Here is a 21,138-nt window from a genome sequence, read left to right on the forward strand (position 1 = left end):
TTTTGATCTCATTTAGGAAGGCGAAACACAATCTAAGAAACTAGAAGGTGTTTATTGATGAAATCCTCATTTAAACGTTATGTAATCGGCAAACCATTAAGATCCGATGCGTTAGGGGAACAAAAGCTTAGTAAAACAAAGGCATTGGCAATATTATCGTCCGATGCTTTGTCTTCCGTAGCCTATGGACCGGAACAAATTTTAATTGTCCTGATGACTGTGGGAACATTAGCATTTTGGTATTCTTTACCGATTGCGGTAGGGGTCGTTGTCCTATTGGTGGCGCTGACTTTATCATATCGTCAGGTTATATTCGCCTATCCACACGGGGGCGGCGCTTATGTAGTTTCTAGGGAAAATTTAGGTGTGAACGCAGGTCTTGTAGCAGGTGGCTCATTGCTCGTTGATTATATTTTAACGGTAGCGGTAAGTGTATCAGCAGGGACAGATGCAATTACATCGGCATTTCCAAGTCTGCACCCATACAATGTGCCAATTGCTATTATCTTTGTGATTTTTTTAACGGTCTTGAACTTACGTGGTGTAACAGAGTCCGCCTCTGTTTTGGCATACCCTGTCTACCTGTTTGTAGTCGTTATGCTAGTGTTGATTGGGATGGGGCTCTATAATGTTGCAACAGGTCAGGTGCCAGCAGAGCTGCATCCAAAGATAGGTACACCTGTCGCAGGGATTAGTTTATTTATATTATTAAAGGCATTTGCGACAGGGAGCTCAGCTTTAACAGGGGTAGAAGCTATATCGAATGCAATCCCTAATTTTAGAAATCCTGCTCCTAATAATGCTGCTAAAACATTGTTAGCAATGGGCGGAATCTTAGCGGTTTTATTTATCGGTATTGTTAGTTTAGCTTATTTTTACGGAATTGCGCCAACTTCGGAAGCGACAGTCGTTTCCCAACTAGCAGAAGCAAGTGTTGGTCGAAATTTCTTTTATTATATAGTACAGGGTACAACAGCGATGATTTTGGTACTTGCAGCAAATACGGGCTATTCAGCATTTCCTCTACTTGCTGTCAATTTATCAAAAGACGGTTTTATTCCGAGAATATTTCAAATGCGTGGGGATCGCCTAGGGTATTCTAATGGCATTATGATGCTAGGGCTAGCAGCCATTGTCTTAATCATCTTATTTGATGGGGCAACAGAGCATTTAATTCCACTCTATGCTGTTGGGGTATTTATTCCGTTTACATTAGCGCAAACGGGAATGATGCGAAAATGGTGGCGTGAAAAACCTACTGGCTGGATGGCAAAATTTACGATTAACACAATTGGTGCAGCTATTTCGTTTATCGTAGCGATGATGTTTTTTGTAACGAAGTTGCCTCAGGTATGGCCAGTGTTTGTCTTTTTACCAATTATCATTTTTGTATTTCATCGGATCAAGCTTCATTATCAAGCCGTTGGAGAACAGCTGAGATTGAGTAAAGAGGAAGTCGCTACTATTGAAGGAAATGTATTCATCGTACCAGTAGCTGGTATAACGAAGGTGGTTGAAAATTCCCTTCATTATGCGAAATCACTAAAGGTTGATAAAATTATTGCCTTTTATGTGGCTTTCGATCAAGCTGATGCAAAAGCCTTCGAAGAAAAGTGGCAGGCTTGGCAACCAGACATTCGACTAGTAACCTATTATTCGGCTTATCGTAGCATCACACAACCATTGATCAAATTTATAGATAAAGTGGACCATCAATGTGCGAAAACAGGTCATAAAGTAACGGTTGTCATCCCTCAATTTTTACCGAAAAAGGGCTGGCATCATATGCTTCACAATCAATCAAGCTTATTAATACGTACAACATTGTTATTTCACAGAAATGTCGTGATTATGACAGTACCTTTTCATTTATCAAAATAATGCTAGCATGCTAGAAAATTGTCTGTTATAATCAGTACGTTGATTGAAAACACGAACGTTTACAATTAAAAAGTCGCAGAATACCATTAAATTCCGAAAAATTAAACTTTTTTCAGTAGGAGAAATAGGCTTCTACCGAATAAAGTGTTTAAATTGGGTATTCTGATAGATTCATACAATTTTACTCATATAATAGCGAGGATATGGCTTGCAAGTTTCTACCGATTTACCGTAAATAAATCGACTATGGGTAGCAATGCTTTTAGAGAACTTCTTTCATGATGTTTTCTATTCCTTTCGACGTTTTAACGCTGAATGCTTTGCTCCACTCGTAGCTGAATGGGACCAAGGTGTTCAGCTTTTTTTATTAATATTTAAGAAAGAAGGATATGACAGAAATGAAGTTATTACACGACAAAATTATGCAAGAGGGTAAAGTTTTATCATCTTCAGTATTAAAAGTAGATTCATTTTTAAACCATCAAATTGACCCATTGTTAATGAAGGAAATTGGTCATGAATTCGCAAATCGATTTGCTGACCAAGTAATTACAAAGATTTTAACAATAGAATCTTCAGGCATCGCTCCTTCTGTCATGCTAGGACTAGAAATTGGTGCACCGGTAGTGTTCGCTCGTAAACGTAAATCATTAACACTTTCAGATAACCTTTACACATCAAAAGTACATTCATTTACTAAAAATGAAACGAATGATATCTCTGTATCACGTAATTTTTTAAGTGAAGACGACAATATTTTAATTGTTGACGATTTCTTAGCAAACGGAGAAGCTGTAAAGGGTTTACTTGATATTGCAGCTCAAGCGGGTGCTAATGTTGTAGGAGTTGGCATTGTTATTGAAAAAGGCTTCCAAGATGGGGGCAAATTATTACGTGAGCAAGGTGTTCGCGTAGAATCATTAGCGATTGTAGATTCTCTTGAAGATGGCAAAGTGACATTTGCTACGGAGGCTCACGCGTAATGAATACCTTTAAATCAACGACGCTAGCAATTCAACATTTACTTGCGATGTATGCTGGAGCCATCCTAGTGCCACTTATTATTGGAGGGGCAATTGGCTTTAATTCAACACAAATGACGTATTTAGTGGCGATTGATATTATGATGTGCGGGGTCGCAACACTTTTACAAGTTTACTCAGGTAAATTTATTGGTATTGGCTTACCTGTTGTACTTGGTTGTACATTTACAGCGGTAAGTCCAATTATTGCTATAGGTACAAACCCAGAGCAAGGTATCACAGATATTTATGGTTCCATTATTGCATCTGGTTTGATTGTCGTGATTATTGCGGGCTTCTTCGGGAAGCTAGTGAAATTTTTCCCGCCAGTAGTAACAGGATCTGTCGTTTCTATTATCGGTATTTCTTTACTGCCAGTAGCTTTAAATAATATGGCAGGTGGACAAGGAGCAGAGGATTTTGCATCCGGCTCAAATATTGCATTAGCATTTATTACACTAGTCATTATTTTAATCGTCTATCGTTTTTCTACAGGCTTCATCCGTGCTATTTCCATTCTAGTTGGGTTAGTAGCTGGTACAATTTTAGGGGCATTCATGGGCAAGGTTAATTTCGACCCAGTAGCAGAAGCGGATGTATTCCATATGGTACAACCATTCTACTTTGGAATGCCTACATTTGATGTAACGGCTATAATTACAATGACGCTTGTAGCAATGGTATCTTTAGTTGAATCATCTGGTGTTTATTTTGCACTAAGTGATATATGTAATAAAAAATTAGATTCAAAAGATTTGGCTCGTGGTTATCGCTCAGAAGGTCTTGCATCTGTAATCGGTGGAATTTTCAATGCCTTTCCGTACACTACATTCTCACAAAACGTGGGACTTACACGTATGTCAGGTGTTAAAGATCGTAAAGTCATTTACATCACAGGTGGTTTACTAGTAGCACTTGGCTTCCTACCGAAAATCGCAGCGTTAACAACGATTATTCCAACATCCGTACTAGGTGCGGCAATGTTAGCGATGTTCGGTATGGTGATTACACAAGGTATGGGTATGCTTGTACCAGTTATGAACGAGTCAGCAGAAAACGCGATGATTGCTGCGATTGCAGTAAGTTTAGGGGTCGGTGTATCAGTCGTTCCTGGCATTTTTGATGCACTACCAGAAAAAGTGTCTATTTTAACATCTAACGGAATCGTCTGTGGTTCAGTCACAGCAATTATCCTTAATATTTTATTCAACATGATTGGGCCGAAGCATAAAAAAGACCCGATGCATGGAGAAGCATAAAGAAATAATTCAATAGCATGTATCAGAATACAAACATATAAATAACGTTGTCACCTACTTTTATCTATTGATTTAGATGGGAGGAGGTGGCATTTTTTTATGCGAAAACAGGGCAGAAAATGTTCGAAGAAAAACATTAGGTACTAATAAGCAAGTTTCTTGTTTATCGTGATATGTTAATGAAAGAAGGTATTCACATTTAAAACTAGAATTTAAATTCATAACTAATTGGTAGGAGGGAGATCTTTATGAAAGTAAAGGGATTGGGAGGAATCTTTTGGAGGTCTAAAAACCTAGAAGAAATTAAACAGTGGTATAGCAAAGTTCTAAACATGGAAATTGAAAGTTGGAATGGTACCATGATTACACCACAGCCAGGCAATGAAACAATTTTTTCCTTCTTCTCTGAGCATGACAGCTATTTTCCAACAGATCAGCAAGTGATGCTAAACTTTCAAGTGGAAAATCTAGAAGACAGTATCAAACATCTTGAAAAAATAGGTGTGCCCCTTGCAATGGACAAGACAATTCATGAGTTTGGAAAATTTATTTGGATTGAAGATCCAGAAGGAAGACGTATCGAGCTTTGGGAAAAATAAATCAAAGGAATTAATTTGAAAGTGACAGCAATATGTTAACTTCGTTTAAATAGTAGGGGAAATAGCTTGTGGTTCGCCTTTAAAGTCGTTTGAACATTTTAGTACACAGCTTGTTTTAGGCGTGGATGTTTAGAAATGAGTGGCGAGGGAATTTATAAATAAGGTATTTTTAATAGAATGTAACTCTCTATTTCAACATACACTTATAAATAACTACTCTTAGAAAGGTCTAGTATAAATGCAAAGTATCGTTTTGATTTTAATACTTCAATTAGTATATGTACCATTTTTAACTTTACGTACAATATTTTTGGTGAAAAATATTACTTTCCTTGCTGCCATATTCGGTATGCTAGAGATGCTCGTGTATGTATTTGGCCTTTCGCTTGTTTTTAGTGGGAAACAAAGTTTGTTAGCTATGGTCGTTTATGCAATTGGTTTTGGCTTAGGTATTTTTTTAGGAGCCAAAATTGAACGAAAGCTGGCGATTGGCTATGTTTATGCAACAATCAATACTCAAAATAAGAATGAAGAGCTTGTGAGGTTTCTCCGTAATGAGGGATTTGCTGTGACAATTTATGTTGGTGAGGGGCGAGATAGTAATCGCTATAAATATGAAATTTTAACAAAGAGAAATCGAGAGGCAGAACTCTTTCAAATAGTAGAGCAATTTGAACCGAATGCTTTTATAATTTCGTATGAGCCAAAGTCATTTAAAGGCGGTTTTTTACTAGCTCGTATGAAGGCTAGGCAAAAATAATAGGACCTTAGCTACTAGCTGAGGTCCTTTTCTTTGCTATTTAAACTTTGCATCCATCCAGTTTTTAAAGAGGTGATAATCTGAGTAGACTGTATCTTTGTAGTTCATAGACTGTAAAATTACTTGTTCAACAAATACATGTCGATCTTTCCCAATCGTTTTTAATATTTCATCCTCACTATGATAGGTGAAAACAGGAGAATAATCGATATCCGCTCGTGCATGTATTTTAGCGGCAATTTGTCCCATAATCGAAGTTGTTGTATAGTAATCGTCGACATTTTTATAGTTTTTAGGCTTTACCTTCTTTTTATAAGGGGAACGCTCTCGAATGTAAAATTCCTGCTCATTCATGGTGATATAGTGTAAATGAGGATCCTCTAGATGGTGCATAGCTTTTTGTGTCCCAACTACTCTCGCACCTTGATGCTCATAATGCTTCCAAAATTCATGATTGTAAGGAAGGAAATAGGCAGGGATTGCTGTGCGGACCTCTTTCATTTCTAATACTAAATCGTCTACTCCCGATGCATCTTTTTTGTCTTCCACTAAAATATAGTAACGTTTTAAGCCGATTGAAGCAGTTCCTGAGCCATACTTGTAAGCAATGTCCTTAATCTTGTAAGCAGGAAGTGCACTCGAAATTGCATTATATTCCTCGGCAGTAACGGGCTTAATTTCATCATTGCTAATAAATAGGCGTTGCCCGTCTTCATCGACATAGGAAATATCCTGTAAAAACTGGGAGCGTTGGCGTTTCTCTAGCTTTTTCAATAATTTTTTGGCGGGTCCTTTTGTGTTGTTTTTCGTAAATACGAGCGTTAGAGGATCATCCTGTTTACGCTGAAATCGTTTAAGCTGATCGATATAGCTATTGAGCAGATGTTGAATGGCCGTTTCCTGAGCAGCCTTATGTATGCCTTGTTCTTCTAAATAAAGCGCAATACTGACACTCATTCGAACAATATCATATAAATAAGAACCAACATAACCCTCATCAAAATCATTGACATCAAAGACAATCGTGCCGTCTTCATTTTGAAAGGCACCGAAGTTATCCATATGCATATCTCCTTGAATCCAAGTCGGTTTGAGTGTAGGCGTATGGAAAATGGAAGAAGTTTTTGTTATGTCAAAATAAAATAGATAAGCACTTCCTCGGAAAAAACGGAATGGACTTTCAAGCATTTTCTGATACTTCTCCAAACGCTGTGCCTCAGTTAACTTCATTCGTTGAGCATCAAACTCCTCAAAGATGGTATTTAATAGCTCCTTTCTTAAAAAAACTCTTGTATGTTTCACCTGTTCCAATAATGCATGCTCCATCTAAAAACCCCCTTTAGGTTACATGTATATACGAAAAATATAGGAATAGGTTTCGAAGAAATTTATCAAAAGTGCTCGATAAAAATGGCTAAGGATCTAGGGTTATTTCGTAACATGTTCAATCACCTATTTTCATACTATAAGACATGCTTAGTTACGGAGGGGGGTTATATGTATTTTTTGACAAAAAGCCTTGTCATTATAGTAGGGAGTATTTCTTTGTCGTTAGGAATTAATTTATTCTTAACGCCCTATGAAATATTAGATGGGGGAGTAGTAGGATTAGCGCTGATTTTACATTATTTATATAAGTTAAAGATTGGTCTAATGATTATTATCATTAGTATCCCTATTTTTATTATTGCCTGGTTTAAATATAGAGCTTATTTTTATAATAGTATTCATGGCTTAATTACCTCTTCCTTGACTATAGATTTGTTAAAGCCAGTCAGAAATCTCATTCATATAGATGCTCTTTACAGTGCTATACTTGGTGGGATTCTCGTAGGCTTCGGAATTGGCTTAATGCTTCGGTTTCAGACAAGCACAGGAGGGACAGACCTCATTGCGCAATTTATTAGTGATAAAACAAGTATTAATGTAGGGATATTAATATTTTTTATTGATTCTATCGTTATTGTTGTGGGCGGCTTCCTGTTATCCTCCACTACTTTTTTATTGTCTATTATTACGGTTCTAGTAGTAGGCATAACGACAAGCATCATTACGATTCGTGCTTCATAACATTCGTTTACTCCTGAACGTATCGCATAAAAAATAGCTCCAGTAAGAGACTGAAACTATTTTGGCGTTTGATTGTCGAGTGTTTTCATTAGCTTCTTTTTAGGGTGTGCTGGTTTGACCTCTGCAATGAGTATGGCGAGTAAGATAAGAACAGCTCCTACAACCATACGGCTCGTTAAAATTTCGTGCAGGAAGATAACCGATAAGATCATGCCGAAAAAAGATTCCGTTGATAGAATAATCGCAGCCTTTGTAGCAGTTGTATATTGATTCGCCACATTTTGAAAAAGGTAAGCAATCGTTGTTGAAAAAATTCCTAAGTAAATAATCGAATAAATAGCTTCTTTTTCTAGTGACGTAGGGATTTCTCCTTGGCTTATGATCACAAAAATACCTATGAAGGAAGCGGTAAGAAATTGAATAATAGTTAGTGCAATGGCATCTTCCTTTTGAACAAAAAGATTTGTACAAAATATATCAAAGGCAAAAGCAACGGCACAAGCTAACGAAAGGGCATCACCAATATTCATCGTCAATGAACCTTGTAACGATAAAAAGCCAATTCCAATAATGGCCATTAAGGATCCAATAATTTCATACCCATCAATACGACGCTTATAAACCGCATAGGCGATTAATGGAACGATAACAACATTAACTGCGGTTAAAAAGGCATTTTTCGATGGTGTTGTATATTGAAGTCCAACCGTTTGAAGAGCAAATGCTATATACAATATGGTACCTAATAAAGCACCTTTCCATATGACCGATTTTGACGCTTTTTTTAATCGGGAACCAAATAAAACAGTTAATATAATTGAAGCTATTAAAAATCTACCAGCCATAACTTGATAAGCCGTTAAATATTCTAAGGCAATGGCTGTTATAACAAACCCACTGCCCCAAACAATGGCTGTAACGAGTAGCATGCCATCCGCTATGTAAGTTTTCATGAAATTCTTCCTCCTAACTTCAATTAGGATAGCATAAGAGAGAAGAAAATAATTTGATTTTATTTCTAAATATTCAGGCGTTTTTTTGTACTTATTCCAAAGCGATTATTCATCACTCAATTTGCTATGTAATAAGTACAATTTAACGGCTGCAGCTAGACGCTCATAAAATACATAATCATTATCTATAGGTACTACTAACTGACGGATTTTAGCCATGCGATAGCGGACGGTATTGGGATGACAATAATGGTCAACAGCTACTTCTTTAATGTTTCCTTTTTTTGTAATATAGGTTTTGGCTGTTTCCAATAAATCTGGATCTGCCTTATCTTCGAGTAAAGGCGCTAAAAAGGAAGTAACATAATCCATCGCAAATGTAGGATCTTTACGATACAGCTCTATTAATAAACGATCTGATGCAAGGGACTTATAATGGCAGCTTGGTACCTTATCAATTTCAGCCAAAACACTAGCAAAAAAGGCTTCTCGTAAAGCAGTTGAGATGCCTGTATGTGTGTCATACCAATTGCTATAGCCAAAGGTGAATGGTTCGGTAGGGATAGCACTTAATGTTAGCCATTCATGTATAAACCTCTCAGCCTGAAATTGCTGAGATGGGTGAGTGATAATTATAAAAAGACTTTGCTTATAGGAACAAATTAAACCAGATTTTAATAAAGGCTCCATTGATAAAAAGTTCTGCTTCCAATCACTTTGAGATAAACCCCTTCCTCGTAGATTAGCGACAAATACATACTTGTCAAAGGGTCTATCGATTTGCTGTAAAATCGACTTCAGCTGCTCCTCTGCAAGATCCTCCTCCATTAATCTTCGTACAATTGTTTCTAAAAAGAACGAGTAATCCTGTGTTTTAGCATAAGCCATCGTTTCTAAAATGATTTTTTCAAAAAACTCATCTCCACCAAATCGAAGGATAGGAAAATTACGTTCTTCCGCATAAGTTAAAACCTCTTCAGGTAAGTCTTTATAAATAACAGGCTTATAGGCTAAGGCACTTGCTCCTAGCTCGATTAAGCTTTTGACGGCATTTAATAAATACTCAGGCTTTTGCTTTGCAAATAATAAGCTACTTAACACAACACTGTTAGGCGTGAATATTGTATCTCGCACATGATGTATATCTGGGGAGAATTCAAAGTCGAGTATTTCTACGTTGTGAACAGCTTTATGCAAACCGTTGTGACCGGCAACAACGATAAAATCTTTTGTAATGGGTAATTGTAAAAAGTTCTCTACATTCATGAATGGATCATTGCCTTTCTTGTAGTAAGCTATTATCTTCTATTATAAAAGTACATCTCAATAAAAAACTATTAGTTTGAAAAGTTTATACATATAATAAAAAAATCTGCTCCTAGTGAGCAGATTTTTCAACATTATTTATCGATTAAATAGTAGAAAAAATATTTGGCTTTCTATTTTTTAATGGGTTTGTTTGTTCGATAGCATACCCAACATTTAAAATTCGACCTTCTTTAAAGGCAGGACCAATAATTTGAAGACCTATTGGTAAATTTCCTTTAAAGCCGCAAGGAACTGAAAGGGCAGGTAAGCCTGTTAAGTTACTTGGACCTGTAAAACGAATGATATTATCAATTAAATCTACTTTTTTGCCATTTAGCTCAGCGAAATCATCACCAATGGTATTTGCCACTACAGGTAGAGTAGGGGTAATAAGCACATCTACTTGATTAAAAATTTCGTTAAACTCCTGCTTAATTTGACGACGTACTTGCTGTGCCTGTAAGTAATCAACTGCAGAAGGTAGTTCCCCTAGCTCAAATAATAACCGGATATCGTCTCCGAAATCTTGAGGTCTCTTTTGTAAATCAGAATGGTGTATAGCTGCTGCCTCTGAAAGGGATGTTACAAGCTCTGCCCATTCTGCATATTGTAAGGATGGAATTCGCACTATTTCCACTTTAGCACCTTGATCTACTAAACTTTGAATGCTCGCTCGAACAGCCTTTTCTATGTCAGCATCTACGTCTTTAAAGAAGTATTCTTCATTAATGCCGATGACTAAATCCTTACTATTACCTGATATTTGCTGCATATAATTGCCAGTAGGTACGTCTATGCAAGTAGGGTCTCGATGATCAAAACCAGAAATGACTTCCAGCAAGCCTGCTGCATCCTTTACTGTCTTTGTCATTGGGCCGATATGGTCTAAGCTCCAAGCAAGTGGGTAACAGCCATATTTACTTACACGACCATGTGTAGGCTTTAAGCCAACGATACCACAGGCAGAAGAAGGGATTCGAATCGAGCCTGCGGTATCCGTTCCTAGTGAGGCGACACTTGCACCAGCTGCAACAGCGGCACCAGAGCCACCACTAGAACCACCTGGAATCTTATCTAAATCCCAAGGGTTGCGAACGGGTCCGTAATGAGGGTTATTATTAGTAATTCCCCAAGCATATTCATGCATGCTTAATTTTCCAGTGAAAATAACACCAGCGTCACGAAGTTTCTCTACTACTGTTGCATCGTAATCTGAAACGAAGTCCTTATGAATTTTGGAGGACATCGTTGTTATTTTATCTTTAAAATATAAATTATCCTTTAAGGCCATCGGAATTCCGTGATACATTCCTTTATATTGCCCGTGGAGAATCTCTTTTTCTATTTCATTTGCTCGAGACAAGGCTTCTTCTCGATAAAAGGCCATATAGGCATTAATCTTAGGCTGGCTTTCCTCAGCAAAATCTAGAATAGCCTTTGTAAGCTCCACGGGAGATAAAGCCTTTGATTGTAGTAAAGGCGCCAGTTCTTCAACGGATTTTAAATGTAAATCAGTTGTCAATGTGATCACCTCCAGGGATGCTACGTACAGCGATATCTGCGTCATCAATCGCAATACCTTCTAGATGGCTACGAAGTGACTGCATACCTTCCCAGCGTGCTTTTAATAGTTCAAGGTGTTCAGGTTTCGGTGTAATTCCTTTGTTCTCCAATAATTGTTGAATAGACAAGCTCATTAACAAGATCCTCCCTTGAATGGTTGTATTATCTAAATAGGTTTCCCCATAAAGACCAGTATCGTCAATCACAAATAAATATAATAGGTAATATAATCCTATTATTACAATCATACACTAACGATAGTTTATATCAAATAAATAATTTGTAATAGAATGAATATTATGAAATTTTAACTACTTAATAGATATGAATAAAAGCTTACTACTTGGAAGGGATACCCTGAATTCTAGCGCTAGAGCTTGCTCTTTTTACATGCGATTCACAGTCTATTTACAATTGAAGCGTACAATGAACCATAATAACCAATTGAAGAGGTGCAAGCATGGAGTCAGCTGTGGAACAAAATATAAAAACGAATAATGTTTTTTCTTTATTAAAATATTTATACGGGCAACATCAACAAAATACGTTATATATGAAACGTTTAAAAGCATTGAAGCAAATTATACAACAAGGTTCTTTACATACATATTTTCAGCCTATTGTGGATTTACAGACAGCACAAACAATTGGATTTGAAGCTTTAAACCGTCCAATACCCTCGGAATTGTTTACAAGTGTCGACCAGTTTTATGAGTTTGTAGGACAAACAGATTGTGTATTTTTATTTGAATGTTTTTGTAGAAATCTTTCTTTACAACGTTTCAAGGAACGTATGCACAATGATTTGGTGGATAAAAATCTTTTAGTGTTTCTTAATATACATCCGAATGTATTATTAGATAAAAAATATCATAGTGGGGAAACGCTACAATTATTAAAGGAACTTGGCATTAAGCCACAACAAGTAGTTTTTGAATTAACGGAGCGTAGTGCTGTTATAGATTTTGTTGAGTTTGAACGTGTATTATCACATTATAGATCGCAGGGCTATCGTATTGCGGTAGACGATGTTGGCTCAGGCTACAATAGCTTGAAAACACTTATTTATTTAAAGCCAGAATTTATTAAACTAGACCGTTCATTAATTCAATGTATTGATCAGATTAGTGAGCAGCAGCAGCTTGTTACATTGCTAATGAAATATGCCGAGCAGGCCAAAACTAAAATTATTGCTGAGGGAATTGAGAGACAGGAAGAGCTTGAGTATCTACATCGTATCGGTATTCACTATGCGCAAGGTTATGCGATAGGAAAGCCCGCAAAGGAAATACATTTGGGAAAAATAAGGGTGGGTGACCATGAAGATTGGGGAAGTCATTGAAAAGGTTCCATGTATTGATGAATTTGTGAAAAATAAAGAAGTAAATGTACTTTTTACGAGTAATCCTTCATTACGTAGTGTTGTGGTAGTTCGTAATGAAAAACCTATTGGGCATATTACACGTACACATTTCTATCAAAAAATAGGTACTCAATATGGCTATCATTTATTTATGGGACGGCAAAATCAATTAATTATTAAAGAAAATCCTTTAATTGTAGATCGGAATATGCCGATTACTGAGGTAAGTACTCAAGCAATGTCTAGACCTCCGGAGGACTTATATGATGATGTGATTGTCACTAAAAATGATGTATATTATGGAATGGTTAGTATAAGGGAGCTTCTGTTAAAGCTCGTCGATACACAGGTGGCCATTGCTAGCTTTTTGAATCCACTAAGTAGTTTACCAGGTAATAAATTAATCAATGAAAAGCTTGAGGAAGCCTTAAAACTTCCACAATATAGTTTAATTTATTTCGATTTAGATCATTTTAAATCCTATAATGACACATATGGCTTCAGTAAAGGCGATAAAATCCTTCTATATTTAACAGATATACTTAAAAGACATATATGTGAGGTAGATGATTTTTTAGGGCATATTGGTGGCGATGACTTTGTAGCGATAATACCCTATTATGATGCTGCTTCGATCTGCCAAAGAATTATTGACGATTTTGATGCTAATATTATGAGTTTTTATGAATTAGAGGATCTTGAATATGTGCAGGTAGCCAATAGAATTGGAAAACTGGAGCCATTAACATGTACTACTTTATCCGTTGCAGTTATTACGAATGAATTTCAATATTTTGACTCCGTAGAACAATTATCTAATGCGATGGCACACGTGAAAAAGCAGTGTAAAAAAATTACTGGAAGCTGTTATTTGATTAATAAACAAGAAACCTACTTCGTTCATTAAACGATGTAGGTTTTTGTTAATGTTGGAGGCTTTTTGGGTATTAATTTTGTAATCACAGGGATGGTAACCAATTAAAGTGATAATGTTGTCACCAATTGAAGCATGGGAGACTAAAATATTTTAAAGAAATCTCTTTAAATGATCGTTTTACGTTTTGAGGGCATAATGAATGTTGGCAAATCGTTTTTATTTTTATGAAATTATTAATCTTAATAAAACATACTTGAATTATAGGGATTATAGGTATATAATTCGATTACATTATTATAAAACACCTTAGGAGGCATTCCATTGTCGAATTTACAAATCATTCTTAACGTAGCAGTTCTGCTTGTGTTCGTTGGAATTTTATATGTGATGAATAAAAAACACGTCAAGTTTTCGAATCGTGTTTTTGCAGGTCTAGGTTTAGGGATTTTGCTTGGTCTTGGACTTCATTTTATCTACGGTATTGATTCTGAAGTTTTAGCTAAAACAACATCTTGGTACAATATTATAGGTACTGGGTATGTTAAATTATTACAAATGGTAGCAATGCCATTAGTATTTATATCTATTCTCATTGCCTTTACAAAAATGAAAATTGGCAAAAATTTTGGGAAAATGGCTGCTCTTATTTTAGCTATTTTAATTGGTACGACAGCTGTTTCAGCAGCAGTAGGTATTCTTTCTGCAACAGTATTTGATTTAGATGCAACACACATTTTACAGGGTGAAGCGGAGACAGCACGTGGCCAATACCTTGAGGAAAAAACGACTGGCTTAGCAGCACCAGATTTACCAACACAAATTGTTGAGTTATTCCCAGCCAATCCATTCCTAGATTTAACAGGAGCTCGTTCAACTTCAACAATTGCTGTCGTAATTTTCTCAGCATTCCTTGGCTTTGCTTATTTACGTGTAGCACGTAAAGATGAAGGAACAGCAGCAACAATTAAAAAAGGGCTGGATGCTATTTATGCCCTTGTCATGGGTGTTGTAACAATTATTTTACGTTTAACACCGTACGGAATTTTAGCTATTATGGCTCGTACTGTAGCAACATCTGATTTCGGTGCCATCTATAATTTAGGTAAGTTTGTGATTGCCTCTTATGCAGCTTTAATAATTGTATTTTTAGTACACTTATTAATCTTGACATTAAGCGGATTAAACCCAATTACGTATGTGAAAAAGTCTGCGGAAACATTATTATTCGCCTTTACTTCACGTTCAAGTGCGGGTACTTTACCGATGAATATTAAAACGCAAACAGGTCGTCTTGGGGTATCTGAAGGTATCGCCAACTTCTCAGGTTCATTTGGTTTATCAATTGGTCAAAATGGCTGTGCTGGTGTATATCCTGCCATGCTAGCAATTATGATCGCACCTACAGTAGGTATTAATCCACTTGATCCTGTGTTTATTATTACAGTTATTGCAGTAGTAGCAGTTAGCTCATTTGGTGTAGCAGGTGTTGGCGGTGGTGCAACATTTGCAGCGATCCTTGTATTATCAGCTCTTGATTTACCAGTTGCCCTTGCAGGTGTATTAATCTCAGTTGAGCCTTTAATTGATATGGGACGTACAGCTTTAAATGTAAGTGGTTCAATGACAGCTGGTGTTACAACAGCACGTGTTACGAAAGAATTGGATACAGAAATGTATAATAATAAAGAGTTAGGTGCTCAAGTAGCAGACCTATAAGATAGAACAACCCCCTTTAAAGGTGAAGCTTTAAAGGGGGTTGTTTTATATGATCTTTACATAAAAATCTTTACCATTGATTATTTCAGTAATTTCAATATTAAAGTTTTCTTTATAGTACTCAAAAATATTGTAGGCTAAACCGGAGTGTCCATTTAAATATGTTCCTTTTTTAATCTCCTTACGAGGGTTATGAAAATCAAAATATAAACGGGAATCCCTACTCATAGTCCTTAAAATGGCTAGAAATTCTTGTTCTTCAATATGAATACCACGCGTATAGCTACACTCTCTGCGATACGTATCATGAGCAATATTTATCGGAGAAGCTTCAAAAATTACTTCGATTTGTTTCTTCAAATGTGACAGCTCCTTTCGAAGTGTGATCAAAAAGTTAGCTACAGACAACCTAATTCATAATACTAGTATATAATTATCAGAAAATTATAGCAATTAATATCTACCAATCTTGTTGCTGTATTTCCTCCGCTATAATTTGTAAATCATAGGCATTGATTGTCAAAAGTGAATAGTCATGAGACTCCATAAATTTTTCTGCCAGACGTTTGATATATTTTGGAGAGCCTTCATTTTCTTCATCATAAATTAATAATAGACCATCTGTATTTTGAATAATAAATTTATCCTTCTCAATAAATTGCCAAGGAGCTTCGTACGGTTTTTTCGTAATGCTTGTGACGAAATCTGCTCGGGCCATTATGGTTTGATATTTTTCCTTTTTATGGTCCTGCCAATTTTTCTCTTGTTCTAAAAAGGGTGTGATAACTGCATATTTTAAATGAGGAAATTCTTTTTTTAGCGTCCATACAACTTCAGCACTCCAAGATTCTACACCTTGTTGGCCGCTAATAATAACCCATTCGAGCCCTTCATCAAGTAGAAGACGTAGACGGTTTTCCAATGCCTTTTTAATGATACTAATCCCAGGATGTTTATCATTAAAAATACCAAGTTCATGTGGCTTATAGCCTGTAATCATTATACGCGTTAACAAGAAAATGCCCCCTAAGCTGTATGATTGTAGTAATAGTATACAGTAGGGGGCAAGGAAAACGAATGCCGATATTATCGATTAAAATGCAATAGTGTTAAAATTACTGCTACAGCCGCACAAATACCTAAAAACCACCACGAGTCTGTAAAGTCTTCTTTAGAGTCACTATTCATATGAAATAATTCCTTTCGTATATAGTAGTTTGTAAGAGTCTTACTTCACCTGACCGGTCCACGACCAATTCGTCCATACACGTAAGACTGTTTCAAATGGGCCACGTTTAAATTTCTTTAAATAGGCAAGGCTGAGGACACATTGTAGGCTGTAAACAACGATACCGAATAAAATACCGCCAAAGACACCTAACTTGCCATATAATCCGAGACCATAACCGTAAAAAACAGTTGTACAAATAATAGTTTGTAGTAAATAATTGGTTAAAGATAATTTTCCCACGCTCTCAAATGCAGGAGCAAGGAGTTGTACAGGGCGTGTTTTATAGAGTAAGGCTGCAAGGCTGACATAGCCGAGTGCTAATAGTTGAGATCCACCCATCATTAAGATGGAAGAAAAATTACCTTCTATAAAACTTACACTTTTACATGCGAGACCTATAGGAACTAGGAGTGCCCCTAGCTTATACCACTTTACTTCCTCGTCCATTTTCGTAAAGGCTTGCTTTTTAGCGAGTGCCATACCGAAGAGGAATAGGGGAGCATAAAACATTGGCGCAAAAATTAATACAATAAAGATGAAGGAAGGGTCTTCCATTCCAGGTACTTCTGCATTTGCTCGGAAATCAAAAATTTCTAAGTAGCTTCCATTAGCATAGACATCATTTGCTTGTTCGATGTAAGTATCTAATTCCTTTTGTTCCTTTTTAGTTGCCTCCATAGAACCATATGTTAAAGCCGTCGTAAGGACAAATAGAATACCCGCCCATATAAACAAAGTTTTTGGTTTACGATTAATAAAGGGAATTAAAAATAAAGTCATACAGCCATAAGAAAAAAGAATATCGCCTTCCCATAATAAAATGGAATGGAGTAAACCGAGGGCAATTAAACCAGTTGCCCGACGTAATACTGACCAGCGGCTTTTATTTTTTTTTCTTCGAATGGATTCAATTAATTTAATAAGCGAGAAGCCGAATAAAATAGTAAAGATTGGCATAAAGGAGCCTTCAATGACAATCTTTACAAAATATAAAGCTCCATTATCTAAGGTAGAAAGATTTTTTAATTCATCTTTACCATACATCCCAAATTGGAATATCAGCAAATTCGCCATTAAGATGCCAAATAAACTAAACCCACGCATTGTATCAATGAAAGTAACACGATTAGTTGTCATTGCGTTTTATCTCCTTAATTGGTTATCTTATACATAGAATAGTTGAAGAAGCTTATGGTGAAATAATGACTACCTTAAAGTAATCTTAAAAGTAGGTGAGGATATGCAGAAAGCATCCATATTAGTATTAGAGGATGAACGCGCGATTGCTGAAATGATTGATATCATTTTAAGAAAAGAAGGAATGACAAGTATTACAGTATGTAACACGATAGAAGCAGCGAAATCCGAGATTTATGCTAAAACATTTGATTTTTATCTTTTAGATATTATGCTGCCAGATGGTAGTGGATTAGAAGTGGCTCATATTATTCGGGAAAAAAGCGATGCTCCTATTTTTTATTTAACAGCTAAAAGCAGTGACGCCGATAAACTTCGGGGTTTTATGAATGGTGCAGATGATTATATTACAAAACCATTTAACCCACTGGAACTTGTTGCAAGGGTGAAGGTACAGTTAGCGCGTTATATGAAGAAAAAGCAAGTCACAGAAAATCATCTTTTTACATGTAGCCGTTTTACATTCGATATAGATGCTGCAGAAATCACTGTAGATGGAGTAAGGGAAATCATTAGTGGCCGTTTGTTTCATTTATTGAAGTATTTATGTGATAATGCCGGACAAGTTTTATCTAAGGAACAAATTTACGAGCGTGTATGGGGAGATTGTTTGTTTGATGATAATACAGTAATGGTACATATACGAAAACTGCGAGAAAAAATTGAAAAGAATCCTGGAAAGCCTACCTGTATTATAACGGTCAGAGGTATTGGCTATAAGCTTGTAGGGGATGTTTCTTCATGAAGCCAGCTGGGAAATTAACGCTTCGTTTTGTATCTTATTTCATCATATTTTATTTATTAATTATTTCAGGCTTTATTATGAGCTTGGTATTTTTTGCGATCTTTATTAATGATCGTGTAGGAGACAACATTCATGTCATGAGCTCCTTTGAAATTGAGGATGATGCTGTCGTCGAAAAAGGAGAAACCATTAAAATTGCCGATTATTTAGTAAAGCGTGCTGAGGAAAATGCAGGACAACTTTACTTATTTGATCAGTCGATGACCATTGTAGATTATACAGGGGAAAGATGTGAACTATGTGGAATGCCTGATAGCGAAATTTTTGCATTAAAGCAGCCGGGTATGCATACATGGGAACTCCCAAAATATTATTTGTTATTCCTACCTATTTCTCCTGTTCAGCCACTATTTGAGGAGGCTCTTGATAATTGGTTAGCCACAGGAACCATTTCAGAAGTGACACTACAGCGTTTAAAGGAACAAAAAGCTAGTGTTGAAATTTATGATACGGAATGGAACCGAACGGACATTGTAGGAAAGCGTTACGAAGAGCTGAAGAAGCCGCAACTGGTCGAGGAGAAATACGATATTTTTGAGCATGAGGAACTTAAGCAAAGCACGACCTTAGCGGATGATTCCACATTTGTTGTTCGCATGCCGAATCCATCCTATAAACCGTTCGAAGAGCCCTTCAATAAGGCAATGATTTTATTTGTTTCTGTTTTCTTTGGTGGGCATATTATTTTATTACTGGGCGTTATTTTTTTATCGATTAGTATTTCACGACAATTTGTACGGCCACTTGTTTATGTCATATCACGCATTGAACGACTTACCCAATTCGATTACAGTGATATAAGTGATAAGAAAATTCATCATAAGAAAACAGGGAAATTGAAACGGAAATTTAAATTATTTCAGCCTGTAGAGGAGTCCCTCAACCATTTATCTGAGCGGCTTGATTCAAATGAAAGGCAAATTAAGCAATCGGAGCAGTTGCGTGAGGAGTGGATTACAGGCTTATCGCATGATTTAAAAACGCCTCTAAGCTCTATTTATGGCTATTCCACAATGCTTGCCTCGGAGGATTATGAATGGACAAAGGATGAGATGCGTATTTTTGCACAAACGATGCAGGAAAAGGCAACATATATGGATGCGCTTATACAAGATTTAACGTATACGTATCAGTTAAAAAATAAAGCCATACAGCTTGATAAGGTATTACTGCCTTTGACAACATGGTTAACACAATTTGCAGATGAACAGGTAAGCGTAAAGGTTTATGGCGATGTAATGCTGCAAGCAGATGAACTTTTACTTAAGCGGATTATGGATAATTTAATAACCAATGCAAAGAAATATACACCTATAGGCACGAAGGTAATGGTGGAAGCGCAACATACTGGTAAAGAAGTGATGCTAACAATTGCTGATCATGGTCCTGGCATTCCTCAGGAAGAGCTCGATAACCTATTTGAACGCTATTATCGTGGAACTAACACTACAGATGATACAGCAGGGACAGGGTTAGGACTAGCCATTACGAAACAGCTCATTGATCTCCACAATGGCACCATAAGTGTACGTTCAGATCGTGACGGCACAGTATTTATTTTAAAATTTAAATGTCATTAAAAAGAGGTATCAAAATTCACTTTGATACCTCTTTTATTATTGTCTATTTTTATTGCAGCGCTCAGCTGGGCGCTCAATTTTTACATAACGCCATAGGCTATTAGCGATATCGCGGGCTTCTGCGACATGTTCTGTTCCAACGAATGCTTTACGGAAAGGTGTAAGAAGTGATTCGATGATAAAGAGCTTTGGATTTTCGCGTTGAAGCTCTTCTAATAAGAATTCCGCATACTCCAAGCCTTCCACTGTTTCATTGTTCGTTAATCCTTTGGCAAAGCCATGTAATTGATCAATGACCATATCTTTTGTAACGGTTTTATAATTCACTACATTTTGAATAGTATTGATCATTTCAACGCTAACGATGATTTCTTTCGATTCAAGCATCGTAGGTATAATAACGCTAATATTGCGCAATGCTACACGTACAATGGCTTCTCGATTGATATATTTATTATAATCAGCAATAAAAACTGCGCGCAATGTGAGGTTAATCATTCCAAGTGTTTGCACAGCACATTCATAGCTTATTGGGCTAATTTCTTCACCAAAGACTTGAACAAGTCGATTAGCTAACCATTCTAATTCCTGTAGGTGGTAGTTAATAATAATTTTTTTCAGTTCTTTATCTCTTGAATGGAAGATCGATTCAAAAATTTGAATTAAATTATGTTCACGATTGACGTACATGAGAACAGCAACTTGCTGTGTTAATACTTCTAAATCTGTAGGATCTTTCCCGTAAATAAGTTCATGTCGACGATTACTTGCTTCCTCACGTCCTTCATCTAAAATTGCGATTAAGCATTCGTTCTTCGAAGAAAAATGATTGTAAAACGTCCCCTTTGAAATTTTAGCATCATGGATAATGTCATTAATTGATGTATCTAGAAATCCTTTTTCAATAAAAAGTGCGCGTGCAGCTGTAATTATCTGTCTTTTTCTTTTGTTCAT

Annotated in this window: 20 protein-coding genes and 1 riboswitch; of the genes, 11 read left to right on the forward strand and 9 right to left on the reverse strand. The window is 36.3% G+C overall.

The features are described from left to right. Nucleotides 1-57 precede the first annotated feature (57 nt). The 5 genes from KVT27_RS18105 (at nt 58) to KVT27_RS18125 (ending at nt 5,521) form a co-directional block, all read left to right on the forward strand. Nucleotides 58-1,881 carry an APC family permease gene (locus tag KVT27_RS18105; protein ID WP_217581720.1) on the forward strand — a complete coding sequence of 608 codons (1,824 nt, stop codon included), beginning with the start codon at nt 58-60 and terminating at the stop codon, nt 1,879-1,881. Between the two features lie 165 nt (nt 1,882-2,046). Further along, nucleotides 2,047-2,148: riboswitch (purine riboswitch) on the forward strand. A gap of 131 nt (nt 2,149-2,279) precedes the next feature. Beyond that, nucleotides 2,280-2,864: a xanthine phosphoribosyltransferase gene (locus KVT27_RS18110; RefSeq protein WP_217581721.1), complete on the forward strand. Its 585-nt coding sequence runs from the start codon at nt 2,280-2,282 to the stop codon at nt 2,862-2,864. Continuing rightward, nucleotides 2,864-4,162, forward strand: a complete 1,299-nt coding sequence (locus KVT27_RS18115) for a nucleobase:cation symporter-2 family protein (RefSeq protein ID WP_217581722.1) — start codon at nt 2,864-2,866, stop codon at nt 4,160-4,162. Before KVT27_RS18110 ends, KVT27_RS18115 begins: the two co-directional genes overlap by 1 nt. A gap of 248 nt (nt 4,163-4,410) precedes the next feature. Beyond that, nucleotides 4,411-4,761, forward strand: coding sequence for a VOC family protein (locus KVT27_RS18120; RefSeq protein ID WP_031418286.1), 351 nt, complete (start codon nt 4,411-4,413; stop codon nt 4,759-4,761). Nucleotides 4,762-4,999: 238 nt separating this feature from the next. Continuing rightward, nucleotides 5,000-5,521 (forward strand): DUF2179 domain-containing protein, encoded by a 522-nt coding sequence (locus KVT27_RS18125; RefSeq protein ID WP_036122375.1) that lies wholly within the window; start codon nt 5,000-5,002, stop codon nt 5,519-5,521. A 36-nt stretch (nt 5,522-5,557) separates the two neighbouring features. Here KVT27_RS18125 and KVT27_RS18130 read toward each other — a convergent pair whose 3' ends face one another. After that, nucleotides 5,558-6,847, reverse strand: a complete 1,290-nt coding sequence (locus tag KVT27_RS18130; RefSeq protein WP_217581723.1) for a DUF2252 family protein — start codon at nt 6,845-6,847, stop codon at nt 5,558-5,560. Between the two features lie 171 nt (nt 6,848-7,018). Between KVT27_RS18130 and KVT27_RS18135 the strand changes: the two genes are divergently transcribed. Beyond that, nucleotides 7,019-7,591 (forward strand): YitT family protein, encoded by a 573-nt coding sequence (locus tag KVT27_RS18135; RefSeq protein WP_036122380.1) that lies wholly within the window; start codon nt 7,019-7,021, stop codon nt 7,589-7,591. 56 nt (nt 7,592-7,647) lie between these two features. Here KVT27_RS18135 and KVT27_RS18140 read toward each other — a convergent pair whose 3' ends face one another. From KVT27_RS18140 to KVT27_RS18155, 4 genes are all read right to left on the reverse strand, one after another. Next, nucleotides 7,648-8,544, reverse strand: a complete 897-nt coding sequence (locus KVT27_RS18140; RefSeq protein WP_036145347.1) for a DMT family transporter — start codon at nt 8,542-8,544, stop codon at nt 7,648-7,650. Nucleotides 8,545-8,649: 105 nt separating this feature from the next. Further along, nucleotides 8,650-9,810, reverse strand: coding sequence for a PucR family transcriptional regulator (locus KVT27_RS18145; RefSeq protein WP_217581724.1), 1,161 nt, complete (start codon nt 9,808-9,810; stop codon nt 8,650-8,652). Between the two features lie 145 nt (nt 9,811-9,955). Further along, on the reverse strand, nt 9,956-11,374 hold the full coding sequence (locus KVT27_RS18150; RefSeq protein ID WP_036122388.1) for an amidase: 1,419 nt from the start codon (nt 11,372-11,374) through the stop codon (nt 9,956-9,958). Beyond that, entirely contained in the window at nt 11,364-11,549 is a 186-nt protein-coding gene (locus KVT27_RS18155) for a hypothetical protein (RefSeq protein ID WP_036122390.1), read from the reverse strand. Before KVT27_RS18155 ends, KVT27_RS18150 begins: the two co-directional genes overlap by 11 nt. Before the next feature lie 326 nt (nt 11,550-11,875). Here KVT27_RS18155 and KVT27_RS18160 point away from each other — a divergent pair, with 326 nt between their 5' ends. The 3 genes from KVT27_RS18160 to KVT27_RS18170 all read left to right on the forward strand — a co-directional run bounded on the left by KVT27_RS18160 (nt 11,876) and on the right by KVT27_RS18170 (nt 15,371). Then, nucleotides 11,876-12,757: an EAL domain-containing protein gene (locus KVT27_RS18160; protein ID WP_150908328.1), complete on the forward strand. Its 882-nt coding sequence runs from the start codon at nt 11,876-11,878 to the stop codon at nt 12,755-12,757. Then, nucleotides 12,735-13,685 (forward strand): GGDEF domain-containing protein, encoded by a 951-nt coding sequence (locus KVT27_RS18165; protein ID WP_036122399.1) that lies wholly within the window; start codon nt 12,735-12,737, stop codon nt 13,683-13,685. Before KVT27_RS18160 ends, KVT27_RS18165 begins: the two co-directional genes overlap by 23 nt. Before the next feature lie 291 nt (nt 13,686-13,976). Next, a complete protein-coding gene (locus tag KVT27_RS18170) occupies nt 13,977-15,371 on the forward strand; it encodes an L-cystine transporter (protein WP_008179575.1) in 1,395 nt (464 codons plus the stop codon). 45 nt (nt 15,372-15,416) lie between these two features. Here KVT27_RS18170 and KVT27_RS18175 read toward each other — a convergent pair whose 3' ends face one another. The 3 genes from KVT27_RS18175 to KVT27_RS18185 form a co-directional block, all read right to left on the reverse strand. Then, nucleotides 15,417-15,731, reverse strand: a complete 315-nt coding sequence (locus KVT27_RS18175; protein ID WP_036222931.1) for a hypothetical protein — start codon at nt 15,729-15,731, stop codon at nt 15,417-15,419. A 100-nt stretch (nt 15,732-15,831) separates the two neighbouring features. Then, nucleotides 15,832-16,371 carry an SLOG family protein gene (locus KVT27_RS18180; RefSeq protein ID WP_191967808.1) on the reverse strand — a complete coding sequence of 180 codons (540 nt, stop codon included), beginning with the start codon at nt 16,369-16,371 and terminating at the stop codon, nt 15,832-15,834. Between the two features lie 228 nt (nt 16,372-16,599). Further along, nucleotides 16,600-17,739 carry a DUF418 domain-containing protein gene (locus KVT27_RS18185; protein WP_036122407.1) on the reverse strand — a complete coding sequence of 380 codons (1,140 nt, stop codon included), beginning with the start codon at nt 17,737-17,739 and terminating at the stop codon, nt 16,600-16,602. Between the two features lie 103 nt (nt 17,740-17,842). Between KVT27_RS18185 and KVT27_RS18190 the strand changes: the two genes are divergently transcribed. Together KVT27_RS18190 and KVT27_RS18195 are read left to right on the forward strand one after the other, a co-directional pair. Continuing rightward, nucleotides 17,843-18,544 carry a response regulator transcription factor gene (locus tag KVT27_RS18190; protein ID WP_036122410.1) on the forward strand — a complete coding sequence of 234 codons (702 nt, stop codon included), beginning with the start codon at nt 17,843-17,845 and terminating at the stop codon, nt 18,542-18,544. Next, nucleotides 18,541-20,184, forward strand: a complete 1,644-nt coding sequence (locus KVT27_RS18195) for a sensor histidine kinase (protein WP_217581725.1) — start codon at nt 18,541-18,543, stop codon at nt 20,182-20,184. The genes KVT27_RS18190 and KVT27_RS18195 overlap by 4 nt, the downstream gene beginning before the upstream one ends. A 36-nt stretch (nt 20,185-20,220) precedes the next feature. Here KVT27_RS18195 and KVT27_RS18200 read toward each other — a convergent pair whose 3' ends face one another. After that, nucleotides 20,221-21,138, reverse strand: coding sequence for a TetR/AcrR family transcriptional regulator (locus KVT27_RS18200; RefSeq protein WP_008179565.1), 918 nt, complete (start codon nt 21,136-21,138; stop codon nt 20,221-20,223).

Source organism: Lysinibacillus sp. GbtcB16 (assembly GCF_019091145.1).
In the GTDB taxonomy this organism is placed as follows: Bacteria; Bacillota; Bacilli; order Bacillales_A; family Planococcaceae; genus Lysinibacillus; species Lysinibacillus fusiformis.

What these genes read in the sequence shown, in the direction of transcription:
- KVT27_RS18180 (WP_191967808.1), bottom strand. Translation starts at nt 16,371, where the DNA reads ATGATTACAGGCTATAAGCCACATGAACTTGGTATTTTTAATGATAAA.
- KVT27_RS18140 (WP_036145347.1), bottom strand. Translation starts at nt 8,544, where the DNA reads ATGAAAACTTACATAGCGGATGGCATGCTACTCGTTACAGCCATTGTT.
- KVT27_RS18160 (WP_150908328.1), top strand. Translation starts at nt 11,876, where the DNA reads ATGGAGTCAGCTGTGGAACAAAATATAAAAACGAATAATGTTTTTTCT.
- KVT27_RS18145 (WP_217581724.1), bottom strand. Translation starts at nt 9,810, where the DNA reads ATGAATGTAGAGAACTTTTTACAATTACCCATTACAAAAGATTTTATC.
- KVT27_RS18200 (WP_008179565.1), bottom strand. Translation starts at nt 21,138, where the DNA reads ATGAACAAAAGAAAAAGACAGATAATTACAGCTGCACGCGCACTTTTT.
- KVT27_RS18195 (WP_217581725.1), top strand. Translation starts at nt 18,541, where the DNA reads ATGAAGCCAGCTGGGAAATTAACGCTTCGTTTTGTATCTTATTTCATC.
- KVT27_RS18115 (WP_217581722.1), top strand. Translation starts at nt 2,864, where the DNA reads ATGAATACCTTTAAATCAACGACGCTAGCAATTCAACATTTACTTGCG.
- KVT27_RS18105 (WP_217581720.1), top strand. Translation starts at nt 58, where the DNA reads ATGAAATCCTCATTTAAACGTTATGTAATCGGCAAACCATTAAGATCC.
- KVT27_RS18130 (WP_217581723.1), bottom strand. Translation starts at nt 6,847, where the DNA reads ATGGAGCATGCATTATTGGAACAGGTGAAACATACAAGAGTTTTTTTA.
- KVT27_RS18165 (WP_036122399.1), top strand. Translation starts at nt 12,735, where the DNA reads ATGAAGATTGGGGAAGTCATTGAAAAGGTTCCATGTATTGATGAATTT.
- KVT27_RS18110 (WP_217581721.1), top strand. Translation starts at nt 2,280, where the DNA reads ATGAAGTTATTACACGACAAAATTATGCAAGAGGGTAAAGTTTTATCA.
- KVT27_RS18185 (WP_036122407.1), bottom strand. Translation starts at nt 17,739, where the DNA reads ATGACAACTAATCGTGTTACTTTCATTGATACAATGCGTGGGTTTAGT.
- KVT27_RS18190 (WP_036122410.1), top strand. Translation starts at nt 17,843, where the DNA reads ATGCAGAAAGCATCCATATTAGTATTAGAGGATGAACGCGCGATTGCT.
- KVT27_RS18120 (WP_031418286.1), top strand. Translation starts at nt 4,411, where the DNA reads ATGAAAGTAAAGGGATTGGGAGGAATCTTTTGGAGGTCTAAAAACCTA.
- KVT27_RS18155 (WP_036122390.1), bottom strand. Translation starts at nt 11,549, where the DNA reads ATGAGCTTGTCTATTCAACAATTATTGGAGAACAAAGGAATTACACCG.
- KVT27_RS18125 (WP_036122375.1), top strand. Translation starts at nt 5,000, where the DNA reads ATGCAAAGTATCGTTTTGATTTTAATACTTCAATTAGTATATGTACCA.
- KVT27_RS18135 (WP_036122380.1), top strand. Translation starts at nt 7,019, where the DNA reads ATGTATTTTTTGACAAAAAGCCTTGTCATTATAGTAGGGAGTATTTCT.